Origin of the sequence: Phytohabitans houttuyneae (assembly GCF_011764425.1) — a bacterium.
Classification (GTDB): Bacteria; Actinomycetota; Actinomycetes; order Mycobacteriales; family Micromonosporaceae; genus Phytohabitans; species Phytohabitans houttuyneae.
In genome coordinates this window covers 55,903-77,562 of sequence record NZ_BLPF01000004.1, presented here as the reverse complement: position 1 = coordinate 77,562, position 21,660 = coordinate 55,903, and the positions used below count along the sequence as shown (strand labels likewise).

Annotated in this window: 18 protein-coding genes and 1 pseudogene; 9 read left to right on the top strand and 10 right to left on the bottom strand. The window is 70.7% G+C overall.

Annotation, left to right across the window (positions count from 1 at the left end; genetic code table 11):
- The first annotated feature begins 25 nt into the window (after window positions 1-25).
- From Phou_RS42855 to Phou_RS42840, 4 genes are read left to right on the top strand one after another with little or no spacing between them, the layout of a single operon-like run.
- Complete coding sequence (locus Phou_RS42855) at window positions 26-1,669, top strand: ABC transporter substrate-binding protein (RefSeq protein WP_173069457.1); 1,644 nt, start codon at window positions 26-28, stop codon at window positions 1,667-1,669.
- Between the two features lie 2 nt (window positions 1,670-1,671).
- Window positions 1,672-3,198, top strand: coding sequence for a GH39 family glycosyl hydrolase (locus Phou_RS42850; protein WP_173069454.1), 1,527 nt, complete (start codon window positions 1,672-1,674; stop codon window positions 3,196-3,198).
- Window positions 3,198-3,890, top strand: coding sequence for a YesL family protein (locus tag Phou_RS42845; protein ID WP_218579572.1), 693 nt, complete (start codon window positions 3,198-3,200; stop codon window positions 3,888-3,890). The genes Phou_RS42850 and Phou_RS42845 overlap by 1 nt, the downstream gene beginning before the upstream one ends.
- On the top strand, window positions 3,887-5,908 hold the full coding sequence (locus Phou_RS42840; protein ID WP_173069451.1) for a beta-galactosidase: 2,022 nt from the start codon (window positions 3,887-3,889) through the stop codon (window positions 5,906-5,908). Before Phou_RS42845 ends, Phou_RS42840 begins: the two co-directional genes overlap by 4 nt.
- On the opposite strand, the gene Phou_RS42835 is transcribed toward Phou_RS42840, so the two are convergent.
- The gene (locus Phou_RS42835) at window positions 5,902-7,839 is read right to left on the bottom strand and encodes an alpha-glucuronidase (protein ID WP_246274477.1); all 1,938 of its coding nucleotides are present in this window, start codon (window positions 7,837-7,839) and stop codon (window positions 5,902-5,904) included. The two genes, Phou_RS42840 and Phou_RS42835, sit on opposite strands and share 7 nt — an antisense overlap.
- Before the next feature lie 42 nt (window positions 7,840-7,881).
- Window positions 7,882-8,040 carry a hypothetical protein gene (locus Phou_RS42830; RefSeq protein ID WP_173069448.1) on the bottom strand — a complete coding sequence of 53 codons (159 nt, stop codon included), beginning with the start codon at window positions 8,038-8,040 and terminating at the stop codon, window positions 7,882-7,884.
- A gap of 73 nt (window positions 8,041-8,113) precedes the next feature.
- Between Phou_RS42830 and Phou_RS42825 the strand changes: the two genes are divergently transcribed.
- Window positions 8,114-9,802, top strand: coding sequence for an alkaline phosphatase family protein (locus tag Phou_RS42825; RefSeq protein WP_246274475.1), 1,689 nt, complete (start codon window positions 8,114-8,116; stop codon window positions 9,800-9,802).
- Between the two features lie 27 nt (window positions 9,803-9,829).
- Here the strand turns inward: Phou_RS42825 and Phou_RS42820 are convergent, their stop codons facing one another.
- From Phou_RS42820 to Phou_RS42810, 3 genes and pseudogenes are all read right to left on the bottom strand, one after another.
- Window positions 9,830-10,162, bottom strand: a complete 333-nt coding sequence (locus Phou_RS42820; RefSeq protein ID WP_173069443.1) for a TfoX/Sxy family protein — start codon at window positions 10,160-10,162, stop codon at window positions 9,830-9,832.
- Window positions 10,163-10,206: 44 nt separating this feature from the next.
- Window positions 10,207-10,919, bottom strand: a pseudogene (locus tag Phou_RS42815) (Clp protease N-terminal domain-containing protein).
- Window positions 10,920-11,033: 114 nt separating this feature from the next.
- On the bottom strand, window positions 11,034-11,666 hold the full coding sequence (locus tag Phou_RS42810; protein ID WP_173069438.1) for a maleylpyruvate isomerase family mycothiol-dependent enzyme: 633 nt from the start codon (window positions 11,664-11,666) through the stop codon (window positions 11,034-11,036).
- An 82-nt stretch (window positions 11,667-11,748) separates the two neighbouring features.
- On the opposite strand from Phou_RS42810, the gene Phou_RS42805 reads away from it, so the two are divergent.
- The 3 genes from Phou_RS42805 to Phou_RS51745 all read left to right on the top strand — a co-directional run bounded on the left by Phou_RS42805 (window position 11,749) and on the right by Phou_RS51745 (window position 14,406).
- Complete coding sequence (locus Phou_RS42805; RefSeq protein WP_246274473.1) at window positions 11,749-12,186, top strand: MarR family winged helix-turn-helix transcriptional regulator; 438 nt, start codon at window positions 11,749-11,751, stop codon at window positions 12,184-12,186.
- Window positions 12,187-12,577: 391 nt separating this feature from the next.
- Entirely contained in the window at window positions 12,578-13,375 is a 798-nt protein-coding gene (locus Phou_RS51750; RefSeq protein WP_218579570.1) for a vWA domain-containing protein, read from the top strand.
- The gene (locus Phou_RS51745; protein ID WP_218579569.1) at window positions 13,372-14,406 is read left to right on the top strand and encodes a Calx-beta domain-containing protein; all 1,035 of its coding nucleotides are present in this window, start codon (window positions 13,372-13,374) and stop codon (window positions 14,404-14,406) included. Before Phou_RS51750 ends, Phou_RS51745 begins: the two co-directional genes overlap by 4 nt.
- 99 nt (window positions 14,407-14,505) lie before the next feature.
- Here the strand turns inward: Phou_RS51745 and Phou_RS42795 are convergent, their stop codons facing one another.
- The 5 genes from Phou_RS42795 to Phou_RS42775 are packed head-to-tail and all read right to left on the bottom strand — an operon-like array spanning window position 14,506 to window position 19,818.
- Window positions 14,506-15,561 (bottom strand): hypothetical protein, encoded by a 1,056-nt coding sequence (locus Phou_RS42795; RefSeq protein WP_173069435.1) that lies wholly within the window; start codon window positions 15,559-15,561, stop codon window positions 14,506-14,508.
- Window positions 15,562-15,597: 36 nt separating this feature from the next.
- Window positions 15,598-16,254 carry a hypothetical protein gene (locus Phou_RS42790; protein WP_173069432.1) on the bottom strand — a complete coding sequence of 219 codons (657 nt, stop codon included), beginning with the start codon at window positions 16,252-16,254 and terminating at the stop codon, window positions 15,598-15,600.
- On the bottom strand, window positions 16,182-17,681 hold the full coding sequence (locus Phou_RS42785; RefSeq protein WP_173069429.1) for a TgpA N-terminal domain-containing protein: 1,500 nt from the start codon (window positions 17,679-17,681) through the stop codon (window positions 16,182-16,184). The genes Phou_RS42790 and Phou_RS42785 overlap by 73 nt, the downstream gene beginning before the upstream one ends.
- Entirely contained in the window at window positions 17,678-18,808 is a 1,131-nt protein-coding gene (locus Phou_RS42780) for a DUF58 domain-containing protein (protein ID WP_173069426.1), read from the bottom strand. The genes Phou_RS42785 and Phou_RS42780 overlap by 4 nt, the downstream gene beginning before the upstream one ends.
- Window positions 18,805-19,818, bottom strand: coding sequence for an AAA family ATPase (locus tag Phou_RS42775; protein WP_173069423.1), 1,014 nt, complete (start codon window positions 19,816-19,818; stop codon window positions 18,805-18,807). The genes Phou_RS42780 and Phou_RS42775 overlap by 4 nt, the downstream gene beginning before the upstream one ends.
- Before the next feature lie 164 nt (window positions 19,819-19,982).
- On the opposite strand from Phou_RS42775, the gene Phou_RS42770 reads away from it, so the two are divergent.
- Window positions 19,983-21,644: a hypothetical protein gene (locus tag Phou_RS42770; protein ID WP_173069420.1), complete on the top strand. Its 1,662-nt coding sequence runs from the start codon at window positions 19,983-19,985 to the stop codon at window positions 21,642-21,644.
- The last annotated feature ends 16 nt before the right edge of the window (window positions 21,645-21,660 follow it).

Here is a 21,660-nt window from a genome sequence, read left to right as displayed (position 1 = left end):
CTCATCCTCCAGAAAGGACGGTGTGATGTACCTACTATCCCGGCGCCGTTCGGCGGTCGCCGCGGCCGCCGCACTCGCTCTCACGCTGGGGCTCACCGCCTGTGGTGACGACAACGAGCCCGGCAAGGACCTCTCCGAGAACATGACCGCCGCCATGGAGAACTACAAGGCCGGCGACCAGTTCAAGGCGACCGAGCCGGTCAAGTTCTCGATCCTTCTCCTCAACAACGCGAACTACCCGGTCAAGGCCGACTGGCTCTTCTGGAAGGAGCTGGAGAAGCGCACCAACGTCACGTTCGAGCAGGTGGCGGTGCCGGGTAGCGACTACAACCAGAAGCGCAGCGTGCTGATCAGCGCCGGCGACGCCCCCCTGATCATCCCGAAGACGTACCACCCGGACGAGAACGCGTTCGTCTCCTCGGGCGCGATCCTTCCGGTGAGCGACTACATCGACTTCATGCCCAACTACAAGGACAAGGTCGAAAAGTGGAACCTGGGGCCTGAGATCAACACGCTCCGGCAGTCGGACGGCAAGTACTACCTGCTGCCCGGCGTGCACGAGAAGGCCTGGCAGGACTACTCGCTGGTCGTCCGGACCGACATCCTCACCGAGCTCGGCCTGCAGGAGCCGAAGACGTGGGACGAGGTCTACAGCATGCTCAAGGCGATGAAGGCCAAGTACCCGAACCAGTACCCGATGACCGACCGGTACAGCCAGCCCAAGCCGACCGGCAACCTGTGGAACATCCTCGGGTCGTCCTACGGCGCTCCCGGCGGCTGGGGCTTCAACCACGCCACCTGGGACGCCAGCGCCGGCAAGTACTTCTACACCGCCGCCAGCGACAAGTGGAAGGAATGGGTCACATTCCTCAACAAGCTCGTGGCTGAGAAGCTGATGGACCCCGAGGCCTTCACCCAGACCGACGACCAGGCGCGGTCGAAGATGGCCACCGGTAAGTCGTTCGTGATCACCGGTAACGCGCAGGCTGTCGTCAACGACTACCGGCCGGACGCCGCGAAGACCCCGAAGATGACGTACAAGAAGATCCCGCTGCCGATCGGACCGGCCGGCGAGGTCAACCCCGCCAGCCGCCTCGAAAACGGCGTCATGATCTCCTCGAAGGCCAAGGAAAACAAGAACTTCGTGGCCATGCTGCAGCTCATCGACTGGCTGTTCTACTCGGACGCCGGCCAGGAGTTCGCAAAGTGGGGCGTCGAGGGCACGACGTTCGTCAAGGGTGCCTCTGGCAAGCCGGAGCTGGCCCCGGATGTCAACGCGGTCGGCCTGCACCCGAACGCGCCGAAGCACCTACAGAAGGACTTCGGCTTCTACAACGGCGTGTTCGCCTACGGCGGCAAGCCCGAGCTGGTGCAGGCGTTCTTCTCGCCGGAGGAGCAGGAGTACCAGAAGGTGCTGAACGCCCGCCAGCAGGCGCCGTGGGTGGTGCCCCCGCCGGCACCCTTCAGCGACGAGGAGCGCGAGCAGGCGACGCTGTGGGAGACCACACTGCGTGACTACGTCGACCAGCAGACCCTGCGCTTCATTCTCGGCCAGCGGCCACTCAGCGAGTGGGACGCGTACGTGAACGAGCTGAAGGCAAAGAACATGGACCAGTACATGGAACTGCAGCAGAAGGCGTACGAGCGCTACAAGAAGGAACACGGCTGACCGTGCGGGTCTCCGTACCGAAAGAGCCGACCGGCCGGTTGTCCGACGCTTGGCGCTACTGCGTCGGCACCGGCCGGTTCGAGCTCGCCCTGCGGCGTGACTACCAGGACTCGCTGGCGCTGATCCAGCGGGAGATCGGCTTCCGTTACATCCGGGGGCACGGCCTGCTCAGCGACGGCGTCGGCGTGTACCGGCCGTACGAGCACCGCGGCGCCCGCCACGTGCACCACTCGTTCACGTACGTCGACCAGGTTGTCGACGCGTACCTCGACCTCGGCATCAAGCCGTTTGTGGAGCTGGGCTTCATGCCCGCCGAGCTGGCCTCGGGCGACGAGACGGTCTTCTGGTGGGCCGGCAACATCACGTCCCCGCGCTCCTGGCCCGAGTGGGCCGACCTGGTCCGCGCGACCGTCTCCCACCTCGTCGACAGGTACGGGCTCGACGAGGTGCGTGGCTGGCCGATCGAGGTGTGGAACGAGCCCAACCTCAAGCAGTTCTGGGCCGGCGCGGACCAGGACGCCTACCACCGCCTGTACGAGCTGACCGCGCACACCGTCAAAGAGGTCGACGCGGAGCTCCAGGTCGGTGGCCCGGCCCTCGCTCCGGGAGCCGGTGACTGGCTGGTGCGCTTCGCCGACTTCGTCGCCTCCCGGGACGTGCCCGTCGACTTCGTCAGCCAGCACGCGTACACCACCGGCCCGGCCCAGCACGTGCCCTTCGGCACGCACCAGCGGCTGGCTCCGGCGAGCCGCCTGCTGGAGCAGTTCGCCGGGCCGGGTCGCCAGCTGCGCGGCACCGCCCTGGCCGGGCTGCCGGTGCACATCACCGAGTTCAACTCCTCGTACCGGCCGGACAACCCGGTGCACGACACCGCCTTCAACGCCGCGTACCTCGCCCCCGTGCTGGCCGCCGGCGGCGACCTTGTCGACTCCTTCTCGTACTGGACGTTCAGCGACATGTTCGAGGAGGTGGGTGTGCCGACCGCGCTGTTTCACGGCGGGTTCGGCCTGCTCACCCACCGGCAGGTCAAGAAGCCGACCTACCACCTGTACGCGTTCATGGCTCGGATGGGCGAGCTGCTCCTGGCCCGCGGCCAGGACCACCTGGTCACCCGGGACGCGACGGGCCGAGTGGCGGTGCTGGCCTGGGCGCCGGTGGACCTCACCGAGCACGACGCGGCGCCGGCCGGGTACACCCTCGCGCTGTCGATCCCGGTCGGCGCTCCACAAGGGACGGCGTTCGCGCTGCGCTCGTCGGTCAGCGACGAGGCCGGCAACGCCTGGGCGGCCTGGTCCGCGATGGGCCGCCCGCGCTCCCCCGACCGCCGCCAGCTCGACACGCTGCGCGAGCTGGCCGAGCCGGCCCGCCGGCACCAGGCGCTGCCGATCGCGGACGGCCGGGTCGACCTCGACCTCACCCTCGACCGCCACGAGGTGACGCTGGTGGAGATCACCGCCGTCGCCGACGAGACCCCGCCGTGGTGGGACGGGAGCCGGATACTGGGCAGCGGCAACGAGCAGGAGGACTGATGATGAGTACCACGGCCGCGCGGCAGCGCCATTTTGGCAACGGGCCCCTCTCGCAGGGCGCCGCTCTTGTCTACACCCTGCTGGTCGTCGAGGTGCTGGTCCTGCTCACCTCGCTGCCCGGCCTCGTCCCGCTGGTCCTGCTGAGCGCCGACAGCAGCAACCTCCCGCTCGCCGCGGCGTGCGCGCTGCCGCTCGGCCCGGCCGTATCCGCGGCCCTCTACGCGCTGCGCCATCGCAGCGGCGACATCACCGACCTCCATCCGGCGAACGCGTTCTTTCGCGGCTACCGGCTGAACTTCCTCAGCAGCCTGAAGATCTGGGTACCGGGACTGGCGTGGCTCACCGTCATCGGGCTGAACCTCGCCAACTTCGGCAGCGCGGACGTGCCGGGCTGGTGGGCCGGGCTGCTCATCGCGATCGCGATCGCGGTGGCGCTGTGGGTGGGCAACGCGCTGGTCATCACCTCGCTCTTCACGTTCCGGACGATCGACGTCGCCCGCCTGGCGGTGCTCTTCCTCGCCCGCACGCCCGCGGTGACACTGGGCAACGCGTGCCTCGTGGTGCTCGCCGCCCTCCTGACCGCGGCGACGTCCGAGGTGGTACTCGTCATGCTGGGCTCGGTGTTCGCGCTCGTGTACCTGCTGACCTCCCGCCGGATGATCACGGCGATCCGGGAGGAGTTCACCGCATGAGCGGCGTTCCCGTCACGTCGAAGATGCCGTACGGCGGGGACTACAACCCGGAGCAGTGGCCCGAGGACGTGTGGAAGCAGGACCACCTGCTCTTCGAGGCCGCCCGCATCGACACGCTCACGGTGGGCGTCTTCACCTGGGCGCAGACCCAGCCGGCCCCGGACGTGTACGACTTCACGACACTGGACCGGATCGTCGAGCGGATCTCCGCCGAGGGGCGGCACATCTGCCTCGCCACCGGCACCGGCGCGCTGCCGCCGTGGCTGGCCAAGGCGCACCCGGAGGTCAACCGCACCGACTTCGAAGGGCGGCGCCGCCGGTACGGGCAGCGGCACAACGCCTGCCCCAGCTCACCGGTCTTCCGCCGCCTCTCCGCCGAGATGGCGCGGCGCATCGCCGAGCGGTACGCCGGAAATCCCGCGGTCATCGCCTGGCACGTCGGCAACGAGTACGGCGGCGCCTGCTACTGCGACAACTGCGCGGCGGGGTTCCGCGGCTGGCTGCGGGAGCGGTACTCCACTTTGGAGCGTCTGAACGCCGCCTGGAACACCACGTTCTGGTCGCACACGTTCACCGACTGGGACGAGATCGAGCCGCCGTCGGCGTTGACCGAGCACTGGCGCGGGCCGGACCACACCGCGTTCCAGGGCATCACGCTCGACTACCTGCGCTTCATGTCCGACGCGATGCTCACCAACTTCCGCGACGAGAAGGCCGCGATCCGCGGGTACGACCCGGACACGCCCGTGACCACCAACTTCATGGGCATGTACCGGCCGATCGACTACCACCGCTGGGCGCCGCACCTCGACTTCGCCTCGTGGGACAACTACCCGCCGGACGACACGTCGCAGGCACGGATGGCGCTCACACACGACCTGATGCGCGGGCTCAAGGACGGCCAGCCGTTCTGGCTGATGGAGCAGACTCCGAGCTTCACCGCGTCGCGTGACGTCAACCCGCTCAAGCGGCCCGGGCTCATGCGCCTGTGGAGCTGGCAGGCCGTGGCACACGGCGCCGACGCGGTGCTGTTCTTCCAGATGCGCGCGTCGCGGGGCGCCTGCGAGAAGTACCACGGCGCGGTCATCGGGCATGGCAGCCGCTCCGACACCCGGGTCTTCCGGGAGGTCGCGGAGCTCGGCGCGGAGCTTTCGCGGCTGGGCGGCGTCACTCTCGGCGCGCGCACCCCGGCGCGGGTGGCGCTGCTCTTCGACTGGGACAGCTGGTGGGCGCTGGAGATCTCGGACGGGCCGTCCCGGCTGGTCAAGTACCAGCAGGTGGTGCTCGCGTACCACCGGGCGCTGTGGGACGCCGGCGCCGACGTCGACGTGGTGCCGGTCACCGCCAACCTGTCCCGGTACGACGTGGTGATCGCCCCGGCGCTGCACATGGTCAAGGGCGACCTCGCCGAGCGGCTGGAGCAGGTGGCCAGCCGCGGCGGCTCGGTGGTGGCCACCTTCCTGTCCGGGCGGGTGGACGAGGACGACAACGCGTTCCTCATGGATGTGCCCGGGCCGCTCGGCGCCCTGATGGGCGTCCGCGTCGACGAGTGGGACGCGCGCGGCCCGGACTTCGTCAACCCGGTGCACCTGGCCAACGGCCCGGTCGTCGACGCGCGGCTGCTCTTCGAGCTGGTGATACCGCAGGGCGCGGAGGTCGTCGGCACGTACCGGGAGGACTTCTACGCCGGCACCGCGGCGGTGACCCGAAACGTCTTCGGCGCGGGCTACGGCTGGTACGTGGGGGCGGGGCTGGAGCAGGCGGGCGTCTCCTGGGTGATCCGCCAGGTGCTCGACTGGCACAACCTCGGCGGGCCGTACCCGGACGTGCCCGACCTGGAGACGGCGGTGCGGGTCACCCGCGACGGCACGCACCTGCTCTTTCTGCTCAACCACAACGCCGAGGCGGTCGAGGTCGTGGCCCGGGCGGGCGGCGTCGACCTGCTCACCGGGGCGCGGGTCCACATCGGACAGGTGATCCGGCTGGACGCGCGCGGCGTGATGGTGCTGCGTCAGTAGATGCGCCGGCCCTTCGCGTCCGGCACCCCCGACTTGCGGTGGAAGTACGTGTTGATCTGGTCGCGCCACTCCGCCGCGGAGCGCACCTGCTCGTCGAGGCGCTCCCGGACCCGCTCGAAGAGGGCGGGGTCCACCTGCCCGTCGAGCCGGTCCCAGAGCCGCCGCATCTCCTCCACCCGCTCGGCGCCGGCGAAGTGGGTGTCGTAGATGTGCTGGATCACCGTCGCGCCGTTGTGCAGCACGTGGCCGTACGGCACGTGGTGGAAGAAGAGCAGCAGCTCGTCGGGGCACCGCTCCACCGACTCGTACACGTCCGACCAGGGCTTCGGGTACTGGCCGGTGAAGCCGGTGCCGGTCGCCCGCGTACGGTCGACGCCGACGCCGTCCCGGTCGGCGAAGTGGTACGTGCCCCACGGCGTGTACTCGTACCCGTCGACGTCCGGGCCGTAGTGGTGGCCCGGCCGCACCATGAAGCCCACACCCAGCGGCGCCGTGTACGACTCGTAGGTGCGCCACGAGTCGTCCAGGATCCCGTGCAGCGCCTCCCGGTCCACGTCCGGGCCGAGCGTCAGGTCCACCCATTCGTCCAGGATGGACAGTGGGTCGAGCGACGGTTCCCAGGCAAGCCGGCCGAAGGCGTAGAGGTTGGCCTGGGCGAGCGGGTGTCCCGTCCAGTAGGGGTCGTCGCCGACGTTGGAGACCGCGACGAGCTCCTCGGCGAGCCCGGCCACCGTGACGTGGCCGGCGAGCGGGAAGCGGAGCACCTCGCTCCACATCGGACCGAGGTAGCAGGCGTGCCGCTGCTGCCCGGTGTACTCCTGCGTGACCTGAAGCTCGACCGCCACGTTGGTGGCGGGCATCGCGGCGATCACCGGGGAGATCGGCTCGCGGGTCTGGAAATCGATCGGTCCGTACTTGACCTGGAGGATCGCGTTGTCCCGGAACTGGCCGTCCAGCGGTGCGAAGTGGTCGTACGCGGCGCGTGCCCGGTCGGTCGAGCGGTCCCGCCAGTCCTGCCGGTGGTTGTAGACGAAAGCGCGCCAGTGCACCACGCCGCCGAAGGGCTCGAGCGCCTCGGCGAGCAGGTTGGCGCCGTCCGCGTGACTGCGCCCGTACCCGAACGGTCCCGGCTGCCCCTCGGAGTCGGCCTTCACGACGTAGCCGCCGAAGTCGGGAATCGCCTCGTACACCCGCCAGGTCGTCTCCGCCCACCAGGCGCGCACGGCCGGGTCGAGCGGGTCGGCCGTCGGCAGCCCGCCGAGCACGACCGGCGAGGCGAAGCTGACCGAGAGGTGCACGCGGATGCCGTACGGCCGGAACGCGGCCGCGACCGCCGCGACCTCGCCGACCCGGTCGGTGAGCAGGTGCGCCTCGGCACGGTGCACGTTGACGTTGTTGATCGCGACGGCGTTGATCCCGGTGGCGGCGAGCAGCCGCGCGTACGCCCGGACGCGGGCGAGGTCGCGCTGTGCGCCGGCCTCCCAGAAGATCGAGCCGCCCGAGTATCCGCGCTCGACCTGACCCATCACCGGATGCACATCGAGGTTGTCCCAGTGGTCCAGCATCCGCCGCCGCATCGCGGGCACGTGCCGCTCCACCGGCCGCTCGCCGGTGAAGGCCGCCTCGCCCAGCCGCACGACGTGGAAGAAGCCGTGGAGCAGGCCGGCGGGCGCGTCCGCCAGCACCAGCGTCACGCCGCCGGCGCGGGAGATCGCGAAGCCCTCGTCGCCGAGCGGCGCGCGGTCGCCGGTGAGCTTGAAGACGAGCTCCGCGTCCTCGGCGAGGGTGGCGCCGGCCCGGACCGCCTCCTCCCGCACCGTGTCGGCCAGCGGGCCCGTGCCGTGGACGGCCACCCGGCGCGCGGCGATCGCCCGGAACGCCCTCGGTGGCAACCACGCCGGATGGACACCGGCCAGCTCATCGGTGCTCACGAAACCTCCCGGGTACACAGGTTCCGTAAATTTACCGGAATCTCAGTCCGTGCCGGCATACCCTTTTGGCGACTCCGGCTCGGCCTCGCCCTCCGGGCCGCCTTCGTCCTCGTCCGCGAGCGTCAGTGAGGCGTGCTCCTCAGCGAAGTCCCCGTCGACGTCGTCGGGATCCCCGATGGGCGTCTTGTCCGCGTCAGTCATCGTTCCGCCATACCCTGGTCGGACGGGTTTGAACTGATCTCGTGAAATGGTCGTTCTAGTTGTCGTGCGGACCTTGACGCCCCTCGCAGAGCCGGCCGCGCCGGCGGCCCCGCGGGAGGAGCCCGCCAGGCCGCAGCGGCTCGCGCGCATCCGCCCCGTCGCGGGGCGTGTCGCCACCGTAATGGCCTGGCTACTGGTAATCGGCGCGCTCCTGCTGCCCAACGAGCTCGCCAAGATCACACCCTGGACGTTCCTGCGGATCCCGGTCGAGGCCGTCGTGGGCATCGCCGTGCTGCTGGCCCTTCCGGCGCGCCCGCGGCGCGTGCTGGCGATCCTCGCCGGCGCCGGCCTCGCCCTGGTCACGGTCCTGAAGGCCGTCGACATGGGCTTCTACTCGGTCCTTGACCGACCTTTCGACCCGGTGTTCGACACGACCCTCTTCGACCCGGCGTACGTGTTCCTCACCCAGGCCGTCGGCAAGGCCGGCGCGATCGGCGCGGTCATCGGTGTGGTTCTGCTGGTCGTCGCCCTGATCGTCCTGATGACGCTCGCCATGCTGCGCACGACCCGCCAGCTCGTGACGCACCGGCAGACCGCCACGCGGGCCACCGCCGCGCTGGTGCTGGCCTGGTTCGTCTGCGCCGCGCTCGGCGCCCAGGTGGTCTCCGACGCGCCGCTCGCGGCCACCGACACGGCCGCGATCGCCAAGGGTCACGCGGCCCAGATCCGCACGAGCCTGCGCGACCAGGAGATGTTCGAGGGCGAGGCGAAGGTTGACGTCTTCCGGAACACGCCGGGCGAGCGGCTGCTCACCGCGCTGCGCGGCAAGGACGTGCTGCTCACGTTCATCGAGAGCTACGGCCGTGACGCGATCGAGGACCCGCTCTACGCGGCGCAGGTCGGCTCGGCGCTCGACGACGGCAACCGCCGGCTCGCCGCGGCCGGCTTCGACTCCCGCAGCGCGTTTCTGACCTCGTCGACGGCGGGCGGCGGCAGCTGGTTGGCGCACGCGACGCTCAACTCCGGGCTCTGGATCGACAACCAGAAGCGGTACAACACGCTCGTCTCCAGCGACCGCCTCACGCTCAGCAGCGCCTTCAGCCGGGCCAGCTGGCGGACGGTCGGCATCATGCCCGGCGTGACGCAGGCCTGGCCAGAGGGGCGTTTCTACGGGTACGACCAGATCTACGACGCCAAGAGCATGGGGTACCAGGGTCCGGCGTTCGCGCTGGCCACGATGCCTGACCAGTACACGCTGACCGCGTTCGAGCGGCTGGAGCGGGGCCGGGCGGGCCGAGGGCCGCTGATGGCGGAGATGCCGCTCACCTCCAGCCACGCGCCATGGGCCCCGCTCCCCCGGATGATCGACTGGAACAACGTCGGCGACGGCTCCGTCTTCGGCCCGATGGCCAAGGAGGGCGAGTCGCCGGAGGAGGTGTGGCGCGACGGCGACAAGACCCGCGCGCACTACCGGCAGTCGATCCAGTACTCGCTGACCGCGCTCACCTCGTACGTCGAGCGGCACGGCGACGACAACCTCGTGCTGATCTTCCTCGGCGACCACCAGCCGGCGCCGCTGCTCACCGGCAAGGGCGCCACGCACGACGTGCCGATCTCGATCGTCACGCGCGACCGCGGTGTGCTGGACCGGATCTCCGGCTGGCAGTGGGAGCAGGGCATCAAGCCGAGCAAGGACGCCCCCGTGTGGCGGATGGACACCTTCCGCGACCGCTTCCTGACCGCGTACAGCCCGCTGCGCTGACCGTGAGGTCAGCGTGGCGCTGCTGGCTCACTTCGTGGGCAGCGTCCTGGCGTAGGCGCAGCCGCGGTCGACCCACTGCTTCAGGTCGGCGTCCCGCGCGAGCCGCGCCGGCTCCACGACGAGCCAGCCCGCCATCTCACGGCCCCGCATGACCATCGCCTCGACGCCCGGCCGCGCCTGAAGGGCCTCCGACTCGGCCGGGTCGACCCGCACCATGAGCCCGCCCTTGCCCCGCACGACCACCGCCATGTTGCCGCCCACCATGAACGCCAGGCCGCCGAACATGCGCTTCTCGTCGAGCCTGGTCTCCCGCCCGACCAGCTCCCGCACCCGATCGGCAAGATCCTCGTCATACGCCATAACGGCATCCTGGCAGGCGGCGCCACGGTCTCGGGCGCCCCTGGCTATCCCTTCGCGCGCTGCGCCGCGTCCAGGAAGCGAACGATCTCCTCCTCGGTCCCCTCCTTGCCGATGCCGAGGTCGGCGAAGAGGCCACTGCCGTTTTCCTGCTCGAGCAGCGCCAGCAGGATGTGCTCGGTGCCGATGTAGTTGTGCCCGAGCCGCAATGCCTCCCGGAAGGTCAGCTCCATGACCTTCTTCGCGTCGGCGTCGTAGGGGATCAGACCCTCGACCGGCGCACCGCCCGTGGGCAGCGCCGCCTTGGCCGCCTCCCGGACCCGATCCAGGGTACACCCTGGTCGATGATCGCCTTGGCGGCCAGCGCCTCGGGCTCGGTCAGCAGGCCGAGCACGACGTGGACCGGGCTGATGAAGACGTTGCCGGCGGCGCGCGCGGCCTCCATGGACTCCATCACGACCGCCCGCGCGCGAGGCGTAAACCGGCGGAAGCCCTCCTGCGGATCGAGCGTGATCGGCTCGCCCTTGGCCACGAACCGCTTCTGCGCGGCCTGCTTGGTGACCCCCATGCTCCTGCCGATCTCCGTCCACGATGCACCGGACCGGCGGGCCTGGTCGACGAAGTGGCCGATCAGGTGATCGGCGAGCTCTCCGAGGTGCTCGCCGGCGAGCACGGCGTCGGCGAGCTGCTCCAGGGGCTCGGTGTGGACCTTTTTGATGCCGGCGATGAGGTCGTCGAGCTTGATGGGTGGCGTCGTCATGCGTCAACCTTAGGTTGACGAAATCGCGGCGTCAACCTCAAGTTGACGCGCCCCGCCGGCGCCCGGAGGCGTCGGCCCTACCCGGGCAGGCCTGCGCCCGGGACGCGTCGGCCCCTACCTGGGCAGCGCGGGCACGCCCGCGCCACGGAGGTGGGGCAGCGCGGTGGCGACCCGGCCGGTGAGCAGTAACAGCAGTGCCTCGATCGGGCCCTCCACCTCGGCACCGGCACCGGCCGACCACTCGACGTCGGTGGCGACCAGGCGCACGCCCCGCAGGCGGCGACGGGCCCAGAAGGGCCAGCCCATCGACCACACGCGCGTGGCGCCGGCTCGGGCGGCCGCCGGCGGCATGTGGTGCGGCCGGCCCAGCGGGACCGCGATGTCCTGGCCGTGGACGAGGATGTCGAAGAGGGTGTTGCGGTAGCTGGTGACCATGGGCAGCCGGCGCGACGAGGCGTGCTCGCGGAGCTCCTCGACCAGGCGCCCGGTGGGTCGGCTCTGCGCGTGCCGCACCGCCAGGTCGTGGTTGAGCCGGTGGAAGCGGCCGCCGGCGCGCAGCCACTCGACGGTCATCGTGCGGAGGCTCAGCACCTGCGGCGCCATCGCGACGTGTGCGGCGACGTCACGCACCCGCCAGCCCGCGCACAGCGACGGCGTCTCCCACTCCGCCGCGGACAGTCCCTCCAGCAGCTCGGCGAGCGCCAGCCGCTGCCCGGCGATGACCTGCCAGCTCTCCTCGCTGTCCACGATGATCCTCCAGTGCAGCGATTTGGTAAGCTTCTCTGACTACTTTAATCAGAGACTCTGACTAACTTCAAGGAGGCTGGGTGTGGCAGAGGCGCCCCTCAACGTCGGCCTGCTGCTCTACATCCCCTATCGGGCGATGGAGGCCCGCGTCTTCGAGGCCATGGCCGCGGCGGGATTCGACGACTTCACGCCCGCCCAGGCACGGGTCTTCCAGCGGATCGCCCCCGGAGGCAGCCGGCTGACCGAGCTGGCGGAGCAGGCTCAGATAACCAAGCAGTCGGCCGGCTTCCTCGTCGACCAGCTCGAGCGGGCGGGCTACGTCGAGCGGGTCCCCGACCCGACCGACGCCCGCGCACGCCTTGTCCGCATCGCCGAGCGCGGCGCGCGGGCCGTCCCGCTCGCCGCGGCCGTCGTCGCCGAGGTCGAGGCGGAGTGGGCCAAGCACCTCGGCGATCGGCGGATGAGCCAGCTGCGCGGCATCCTCACCCAGCTTCGCGAGATCACCGACCCCTGGCAGTGAGCAAGACGGGCAATCCGGATCTATTTCCCACTCGCGATATTGGATGTCCTCCGATCGGCGGACACTCCAATGGCGTGAACGAAATAAACGGCTTCATCTCATCCACCCCCGAGGGTCGTCCGAATGGCCGAGGTCTCTGCGAGGTACACGCTCAGGGCTGTCGGCAATTTGACAAGAAAAGGCGCCGCGTACAAGACCGTTGATGCCTAGTCAAGATTTGCTGGCGCAAACCGGTGACTGGTTCACTCTGCATAGTGATTCCACTGCCCTCCGGCGCGTTTCAAAAGAAGTGCGATTCTGTTCCGGTACCCAATTCGGAGTGCGGTGGACCGTGCCCAAAAAGGGGAGGAGAACCGTAATGCGCGTGCGAAGCCGCCGCCAGAGGAGATTCATGGCCACCCTGTTGGCAGGGTGCCTAGCCAGCTCCGGCTGGGCGCTCGTCCCGGCCGGAGCCGCAGCGGATCCGGGGGTGGAGCCGTCCAACGTGACGCTCACGCTCGGCCCTGGCGGATCCGCCGACGTCAACAAGGTGGTGCACACTCCACCCGTCCCGCCCAAGCCCGACCTCGTATTCATCGCCGACACCACGGGCAGCATGGGCGGCGCGATCGCAAACGTCCGTACCAATGCGGCTGACATCCTCAACGAGGTGAGCACCGCGCAGCCGACAGCGCAGTTCGCGGTCGCCGAGTACAAGGATTTCACCGACTCCTCTCCATTCCGGGTCAACCAGAACCTGACCGACGACGACCCGTCGGTCCAAGCGGGCATCAACCAGTGGGTGGCCTCCGGCGGAGGCGACTTCCCCGAGGCCAACCTGAACGCGCTTTACGAGGTGGCCACCGGCGCCGTCGCGTTCCGTGCGGACAGCACCCGCATCGCGGTGATCTTCGGTGACGCGCCGTCGCACGACCCCAGCGGCGGTCACACGCTCGCTGACACTTCGGCCGCCCTGCAGGCCGCGGGCATCCGCCTCGTCGCGGTGGACGTGGGCGCGCTGGACAGCGAGGGCCAGTTCAGCAACCTCACCGCCGCCACCGGCGGGGTGCTGCTGAGCGGCGTCGCCGGCGACGAGGTCGCCGACGCCATCCTCGCGGGCATCAAGGCCATCGAGGTGACCGTCACGCCGAAGGTCGTCTCCTGCCCGGCCGGCGTCTCCGTGACGTTCTCCCCGCCAACCGGACAGTGACCAGCGGCGAGGACGCCACCTTCACCGAGCACGTCGCGCTCGCCGGCAGCGTGCCGGCCGGCACTCACGAGTGCACTGTGGACTTCCTGATCGACGGCGAGAGCCGCGGCTTCGTCCAGAAGCTCACCGTCAACGTTCCCGGGCTGAAGATCGACGACGTCGAGGTACCGGAAAATGGTGGGCCGGCGGTCTTCACTGTCACCCGGACCGGACCCACCACCAACCCGGTGACCGTCAAGTACGCGACCGCGAACGGCACGGCGACCGCGCCGGGCGACTACACGGCCGTGAACGGCACGCTCACCTTCGCCGCGGGCGAGACGACCAAGCCGGTTCCGGTGCCGATCGTCGACGACGCGGTGAACGAGCCGGACGAGACCTTCACGGTCAACCTGTCCGCGCCCACCGGCGCCGCCATCGTCGACGGCGCGGGTACGGGCACGATCGTGGACAACGAGCGGGACGGCACGTTCTCCTGCCAGGCGACCGCGGTGAAGATCGCGGGCCTCAAGGCGGCACAGGCCAACCCGGCCGACGTGCCCTGCGCCGATGACGTCGCCACGGTCGCGCAGTCGACCCTGAACGCCGGCATCGTCAAGGTGGAGACCAGCCTGCTGGACGCCCGCACCGACCAGACGCCGGACGACCTGAACAGCGCACCGCCCGCGGTGGGCGACAGCGGTTCGGCCAAGGCCACGATCGAGAAGACGAAGATCACCGCCGGTCTGGTGGTCATCGAGCTGGGCGTCATCAAGTCGTCGGCCTCGGCGACCTGCGTGAAGGAGCCGGAAGGCCTGAAGGCGCAGCTCGCCGGAGCCTCCTCCATCGCCAGCCTGAAGATCAACGGCGTGCCGGTGACCGTGGGCACCGCGCCGCTGACGATCCCGCTGCTGGTGGGCTCGCTCCAGATCAACAGCACCCAGAAGACCGGCAACACTATCGTGCAGCGAGCGGTCTTCCTGGACACGCTGCTGACCGACGTGGTCCTGGCCGAGTCGAAGGCCAATGTGGAGGGTCAGCCCTGCGGGTGACCATCCGCGCTTTCCGCGCAGGGCGGAGGCGCTGAGACGCGCGGCCCCGGGGACCTCTGGCCCGGGCCGCGCCGCGTCCACGCCCGTTGGACAGCCGGCTCAGGTGCCGGGTGGTGGCAGCACCGACGTCTGCGTCACGTCCTGGTCGCGCAGCTTCCGGTAGACCACCTCGGAGGTGAAGCCACCGATGAACCCAATCGCGAGCACGAAGAAGACAAGCCGACGCGCGCCGTCACCGACGAAGAGGTCAGGGTTCGTCGACATCTGCGCCGCGACGAACAGGAGGAATGCGATGCACCCGGCCGCCGAGCCGAGCGCGGCGGCGCGCAGCCACCCCACCCCGCCGTCGTAGGCGTTGCGGATCACCGCACCCCAGATCGACGCCAGCAACGCGGCTGTGACCAGGACCGTCAGGCCCGGCCACATGCCGAGCGGGAGGGCGTACGCGACCGGTATGGTGGTCAGCGCCAGCAGCAGGAGCAGCAGGGCGGCCACGAGGCCGGCCGCCGTACGGCGCCGTGCCGAGGCCTCGCCGCGGCGACCGCGCTCCTCCTCGGCGGTGCGCCGGTCGTGCTGCGCCATGAGGGAGCCGACGACAGCACCGGCGCTCGCTGTCCCCCAGCGCTGTCCCAGCGCGGAGATGTCCTCCTCGGATGCGTGGTTATCGCCGTTTCCCAGCCGGTGCCAGATCCGCTGGGCGGCACCGCCGAACGCGGCGACCGGCGCCACCGCGATCCGGCGGGACAGGGCGATGAGACCGGCGGCGAACGTCGCCCGGGCACCGCCGATCAGCACGACGCCGTCGACGACGAGTAACGAACGGTAGAACGCCACCTCCCAGTCGGCGGTCGGCTCGGGCTTGACGGCGATCGCCTCGGGCCGGCTGCTCATCTCGTCGAAGGCGGTGTCGTGGCCGTAGCGGGCGCGGACCTCCACCGATCCAGGAGTCGCCTGGCCGGATGCCAGGTAGCCGCGCACCACCGCCCGCTCGATGTACTCCGGCCGGCTGGAGAAGACCACGATGCGGCAGCCTCTCATCGCCAGCTCCCGCCCGATCGCCACCGCCGCGCCTTCGGCGTCCTCGGGCACCCCACCCGGCGGGTCGTAGTCCCGGCCCGGCTCCAAGCTACCGACGATCGCGATCAGTGGTCGCATGCTTCTCCCCGCGTGGGCGTAGGAGGCGGTGGGCGGTCACCAGCGCCCACCCCTCAGGTTGGTCGGGCTCAGGTGTCGCCGCATCCGCGCGCTCGGGCCGGATTGGCGCCGCAGCCCGCGACGGATCAGGTAAGCCGCCCGCCAAGCCCGTTCGACATCGTCGGCGCTCGGGAGACGGGTGGCGTACAAGCAGATCTCGGCGGTCCGGGCAAGCACCGCGCCGGCGGCCTCCAGCTCACCGCCGCCCCGCGCGAGGAGCCGCCGCGTGGTCGCCGGTGTGGCGGTGCGCAGCTGGGCCGGGGTCGCGTGCCGCGCTGGGCGGTAGGCGAGCTCATCCAGGACCTCATGCCACGCGCCAAGGCCCCGGTCGCGGTGGTCACCGCCGCGGCGCCGTCGCCGGCGCCGGAGGACGGGCGCGGCAAGCACGACCATCGGGTACAGCGCCACGGGCGCGGCGATCGCGAACGCCCAGAGCGGAAAGCGCCCCGGCTCGGGCGGCGGCCGCGTGCGGGTGGGGATGGGCGTGGGTGCCGTCCGCGGCGCCGCCACGATCTGCGTGGGTGGTGGCGGCCGCGGGGGCGACAGTCCCGGCTCGGTGCGAGGCTCGGGTGGCGGTGGGATCAGGTGATACGCGGTCCAGCCCTGGTCCGGCAGCCACACGTCGACCCACACCCGCACGTCGCGCGCGTGCACCGGGTACTCCTCCCGGCGACCGCGGACGCCGGCTCGAAGCCGATGACCAGCCGGCTGGGAACCCCGGCGGCACGCGCACCGAGCGCGAAGGCTGCCGCGAACTCCACGACTGTCCCGCTGCCGCCGGCGCGGAGCAGTTCGGCTAGGGCCCCGACGCTGCCGCCGGAGGACGGCCCGCCGGACACGTTGTGGCGCCCGTCGCCCAGGCGGCGCGAAAGCTCGCCGGCGAACGCGTCGAACGAGCCCGTGCACCGGCCCGTACCGGCCAACTGTCCCAGCGGCCCGGTCAGGTCCGGCGGGACGGCCAGTGCCGGGTCGTCGCTTGACATGCCGACCGGGTCGCCGCATTTCGCGGTGCCGGACGGTGACGCGCTCGCGGAGGTGAGCCGGTAGGTCACTCCCGGACCGACTGATGCGCCGGTGAGAAGCACCCCGCTCCGCGTGTCGACCGCCGACACCGGAGCACCGATACGCACCGGACGGTCCACAGTGGGCAGGAACGGGCCGGTCAGCCCCTGCACGGTGACGACCTGGCTCACCGTCTCACCGGCCCGCGCGGCGGGCGGCGACGGCGACGGCACGCCGAGCCCGGCACGGGTGTACCGCACAGGCGGCGACCACCGCGTCCCGTCGAAGTCTTCCAGGGCGACGAGCCGCCAGTAGCGGACGGGGCGGTCGGTGCGCGCCCGGAACAGGATCCGGCCAGGGTCAGCCAACCACCCGTCCACCTGGTCGACCGGGTGCACCGTCGACTGCGGCAAGCCCCACTGCGGCAGGTGGTCGCGCGGGTCCACGCGCTCGCGCGCGCTGGTGCCCACGATGGGCGGCGCGGCGAAGGCCACCGCGGCGGCGGCCGCGAGCGGGACGGCCGCCCTGCCGGCGGCGCTGCCGAAAACCCTGCCGCCGGGCCGGACCGTGGAGCGGACCAACTGGATGGCCGCACACGCCGCCAGCACGCCGTACGGCACAGGACTCAGCCGGGTCGGCGGCGCGAGCAACGTCGTGTACACGAGCACGGGTGCGGCGGGCAGCAGCACCACAAGGCCACCGCCACGCGCCCTCGCCCAGGCCAGCTCCGTGCCGGCGGCGGACGCGAGCCAGGTGCATCCCACCGGGACGGCCACGAGTGCGGGGTCCGGCGGCGCGGGAAGCGTCATCGCCATCAGCGCGAGCGCCGCGTCGTTCAGGAGCACGAAAAGCAGCGCCAGCGAACAGAGGTGGACCGCGATCCGGACCGCGAGGCCCGCGCGCCAGGCCGCGGCCGCGATCCCGATGGCGGGTACGAGCGCGCTGGGCAGCACGACGGCCGCGAGCGTCGCCGGCGCGAACGCCCGGTCGAAGGTGAGCCCGGCCGCGGAGGCGGCGACCACCACGGCAGCGGTGTCGAGCAACATCGGCCCTCTCGGCCGGTCCTCGGAGGGCGTCACCGCACCGCCACCTCGGCCCACAAGCGCGACGCGACGGCGGCATCCGGGACGTCGAGCCGCACCGAAGCGCCCGTCCGCCGCACCCGCTCGGGCACGCCGACGCGGAAATGGATCGCCGGGCTCCGGGGCACGCGACGCGGAGCCGCCGTGGAGACCACCACGGTGACGACGCCGGGCCGCCGGCTCCACGCCCGTTCCGTGGCCCGCTCCAGGGCGAGCCGGCACCCCGCCGCCGTACCGGCCGGATGCACGTCACAGGGCCTGACGGCGAGCAGCAGCGCCTCGACCCGCGCGGTGTCCGCGCCCTCGGCCACCACGCCACCGTGCACTGTCGACAGTGTCGCCGGTCGGCCCGGGCCTACCTGGAGGAGCGTGAAGAGCGAGTAGGCGATGTCGACGCAGTCCTCGAAGCGCTCTTCTGCCGAGGCGTCGAGCCCGGTATCCAGGTCGGTGTCGAGCACGACCCGGAAGGCCGACATGCGCGCTATCACGTGCTGCCGTACCAGCAGGGTCTGGTCGGCCGTCCGGGCGCTCGCGACCCAGTGCACCTGGCGCACGTCGTCGCCCGCGACGTACTCCCGGAGGCTGGTAAAGACCTGGCCGCCGCGCAGCGCGCCCGCGGGACCGTCGGCGTCCACGTCCATCCCGCGCGGCATCGCAAACGGGTGGAGCCTTGGCAGGACCTCGAGCGCTGTGGCGGCGGCACCGGGCAGCCTTCTGCGGGCCAGCCGCAGTGGACCGACACGCTCCGCGCCGGCCGGTGCGACCCGGTAGACGCCCCGGTGTGTGGCACGCACCCGTGACGTGGCAGGCGGGCCGCCGGCGATCGGCACGGCGAGCTCCCGGGTGATGCCCAGCAGCTCCGCCCGCACGTGGACGAGGCCCCGGTCCCAGCGACGGCGGGAGCGCGCGGAGGCACTGAGCTCCACCTCGCCGCCGCGGTGCACCCGGCTCGGCGCGACGGTGAGCTCCACGGTGCAACCCGGGACACCGAGCCGCCAGACCAGCCCGATCGCCAGCAGCACCGCCGCCGCGGCCGCGATCCCGCCCGCCGCCGGGTAGCCGAGCCACCAGAGCGCCGCGGCGCCGGTGCCCACCACGAGTACTACCGCGCCGTTTCCGGTCATAGACGGCGCTTGCCCGTCGGGGTCCGGCGCAGGATGTCCAGGATGTACTCCCGCTGCGCGTCGGCCACCTCTGCTACCGGCGGATGCCGCAGGATGATGCGGTGCGCCAGCACGTCGGGGGCGATGACGCGCACATGATCGGTGTGGACTTCCAGGTGGCCCCTCGCCGCGGCGTACGCGCGAGCCGCGCGCAAGAGCGCCAGGCCGGCCCTGGGGCTGGCGCCGAGGAGCGCGCGATCGGGATCCCGGGTCGCTTCCACGATCGCGGCGATGTCGCGGCGGACAATCTCGCCGGCGGGTAGCCGCTCGGCATAGTGGATCATGTCGAGGACATGGTCCGGCGTGAAGCCGGTCGCGCTGGCCTCGGACCCCGTGCTGGTGCCGGGGCGGCGGCGCCCACCGAAATCCCGCAGCACCGTACAGAAGACGTCGGTGTCCGGGTAGCCCAGCGTGAGTCGCATCAGAAACCGATCCAGCTGCGCCTCGGGCAGCGCATAGGTGCCGTCCAGGTCCACCGGATTCTGGGTCGCGATCACGAAGAACGGATCCGGCAGTTCGCGCGTCTCGTCGAATATCGTCACCTGCCGCTCCTCCATCGCCTCCAAAAGGGCCGACTGCGTGCGCGGCGGCGTACGGTTGATCTCATCGCACAGCAGGACGTTCGCGAATACCGGGCCTTTGCGGATTTTGAATCCGTCGTCCCTTTGGTGAATACGTGAGGCACTTTTGTCCGTGTCGAGAATCAATGATCCGGTGATGTCGGACGGCAACAGATCCGGCGTACCCTGCACTCGGCCGTAGCTTCCACCGATCGCGGTCGCGAGGGTCTGCGCGAGACTCGTCTTTCCAAGGCCCGGAAGATCCTCCAGCAAAAGATGACCATCGGCGATCAGACAGATCAAGGACAGCTCAACCTTGTCGCTCTTGCCGAGAAGTCGAGAGCCGACGGCCTGTGTCAGGAATGCGAAACGTCGGTTGAACTCGGCCGGTTCGATCGTGTAAAGCTCCACAGTACTGATCTGGCACCACCAAATGTGTGGACTCGTAATGTCACCCGTTTGGGTGAGCCCGATAGGACGGTTTGATGGACAATGTCGACTCGGCGGCTTCCGACCGTAACGCCAACTCGTTTAGGTCGACATCCGTCAAACGGCGGTACCCCTTCTGGCTCGCGATGGCAGCGATCGTCGCGGGCTCCGGCGGCGTCGCCGTGGCGACGGCAGGGCCGGTCGATCAGCCACGGGTGGACGTCAGCTCGGTCAACGCCTGGCTGCCGAGCGTCCAGCGGCAGTTCATCGGCCGGACCAGCGCTCTCGTGCGCCAGCCGTCCGCGGCGACGGGCGCGGTCGTACCGGTGCGGATGAGCTCCGGCGTGACCGTCCTGCGCCGCCCCGGGCGCCTGGTCGTCTTCGACGGCGCCGGTGGCGACGCGTGGCTGATCGATCCGCGAACCCGGGCGCGGCAAAGCATCCCGGCCGCCGTCGACACGCGCCTCGACGTGCTCGACGGGCGGCCGGTACGCATCGAACCGACCGCGCGGCAGGTGACGGCCCTCGACGGCACCGGGGTCGGTACCCGGTGGACCGCCCAGCTCCCCGGCGAGCCCGGCGGCCACTCGGAGGTGTCCGGTCGGGCCCTCTGGCTGACCATCCCCGGGTCCGGTGCCATCGTCCGGATCTCCGCGTCCGGTGATGCGAAGCCCGTTGCCGGCCTCTTCGCCAAGGGCCAGGATCCGCTGGTCACCGCCGTCGAGGGTGGGGTGGCGCTGCTGGACGAGGCGCGCGGCGAGGTCCACGTGCTCACCGGCGCGGGCCCAGCGCATCGGGTCTACGGCATAGGCGCCGATGTGGCCGCCGGGCCGTACACAGCGCTCTTCGTCAGCGCGGACAACGGGTACGCGGTGCTCGTCCGCGCCGGACGGGACGCCTCGTACCGCGTCGCCGGCCTGGCGGCCGACCACCCCGGTGCGGCCGGGCCGCTGGGCGAGGCCGGCCACGACTTCGGCGCCCCGGTCCTGCTCGACGACCGGCTCTACGCGGCCGACGAAACGACCGGCGGACTCGTCATCGTGCCGGTCGGGCCGAACGGCGGATCGCCCTCGACCATCGGCGTGGCTCGCGGCCCGGCACGCCTGGAGGTCTTCGCCGAGGAAGGCGTCGTCTGGGTCAACGACCCGAATGGGCCGGACGCGTTGGCGGTACACAATGGAGATCGCTGGCCCGTGGTGAAATACCTCCCGCAGTCGCCCGCCAAGACGCGCCCGGCGCCGTCCAAACCGCCGCCGAAGGTAACGAAAACACCGCCCCTTCCGCCGAAGGTGAGCGACCGTCCATCCACCGAAGCTCCGACGGTCCGGCCACCCCGAACACCCGGACGGACCGCCCCTTCCAGATCAACCAAGCCCAATGGCCCACCGACTCCCTCGCCATCCGCCAGTCCATCCCCGACGAATACCGCGCGGATCACCAATATCCAGGAGAACGACTCGGTATCGACGTGTGAACGCGTCACCGGCCGGGCCGACGTAGAAGCGTCGAAAGCGTTGTTTCTCGTGCACCGCAGGGTCAGTCCGTCCTCCGACACATATTACTTCTACTACGTCTCGGGGAGCCGGGACGGCGGCGTCGGCCGGACCTGGAGTTCCGAGATGCGGTTCGGCACCGCGGCCGGCCAGTCGTACGAACTCCTTCTACTCATCATCGACGTCGACGACGCCCGAGATTTCTGGAACTCGCATCAGGTCGACGACTTCTACGCCGCCGCGAACTCGTTGCCGGCGGGCAGCAAGCAGGCACATCGGCTGGGCGTCCGCCAAACCGACGCCACGGACTGCTGACCAAGCGGGAGAACAA

Bases quoted from the DNA above. Each gene is read 5' to 3' on its own strand.
- Phou_RS42840 (WP_173069451.1), top strand. From the start codon at position 3,887: ATGAGCGGCGTTCCCGTCACGTCGAAGATGCCGTACGGCGGGGACTAC.
- Phou_RS42770 (WP_173069420.1), top strand. From the start codon at position 19,983: ATGGCAGCGATCGTCGCGGGCTCCGGCGGCGTCGCCGTGGCGACGGCA.
- Phou_RS42855 (WP_173069457.1), top strand. From the start codon at position 26: ATGTACCTACTATCCCGGCGCCGTTCGGCGGTCGCCGCGGCCGCCGCA.
- Phou_RS42780 (WP_173069426.1), bottom strand. From the start codon at position 18,808: ATGACCGGAAACGGCGCGGTAGTACTCGTGGTGGGCACCGGCGCCGCG.
- Phou_RS42845 (WP_218579572.1), top strand. From the start codon at position 3,198: ATGATGAGTACCACGGCCGCGCGGCAGCGCCATTTTGGCAACGGGCCC.
- Phou_RS42795 (WP_173069435.1), bottom strand. From the start codon at position 15,561: ATGCGACCACTGATCGCGATCGTCGGTAGCTTGGAGCCGGGCCGGGAC.
- Phou_RS42830 (WP_173069448.1), bottom strand. From the start codon at position 8,040: ATGACTGACGCGGACAAGACGCCCATCGGGGATCCCGACGACGTCGAC.
- Phou_RS51750 (WP_218579570.1), top strand. From the start codon at position 12,578: ATGGCCACCCTGTTGGCAGGGTGCCTAGCCAGCTCCGGCTGGGCGCTC.
- Phou_RS42820 (WP_173069443.1), bottom strand. From the start codon at position 10,162: ATGGCGTATGACGAGGATCTTGCCGATCGGGTGCGGGAGCTGGTCGGG.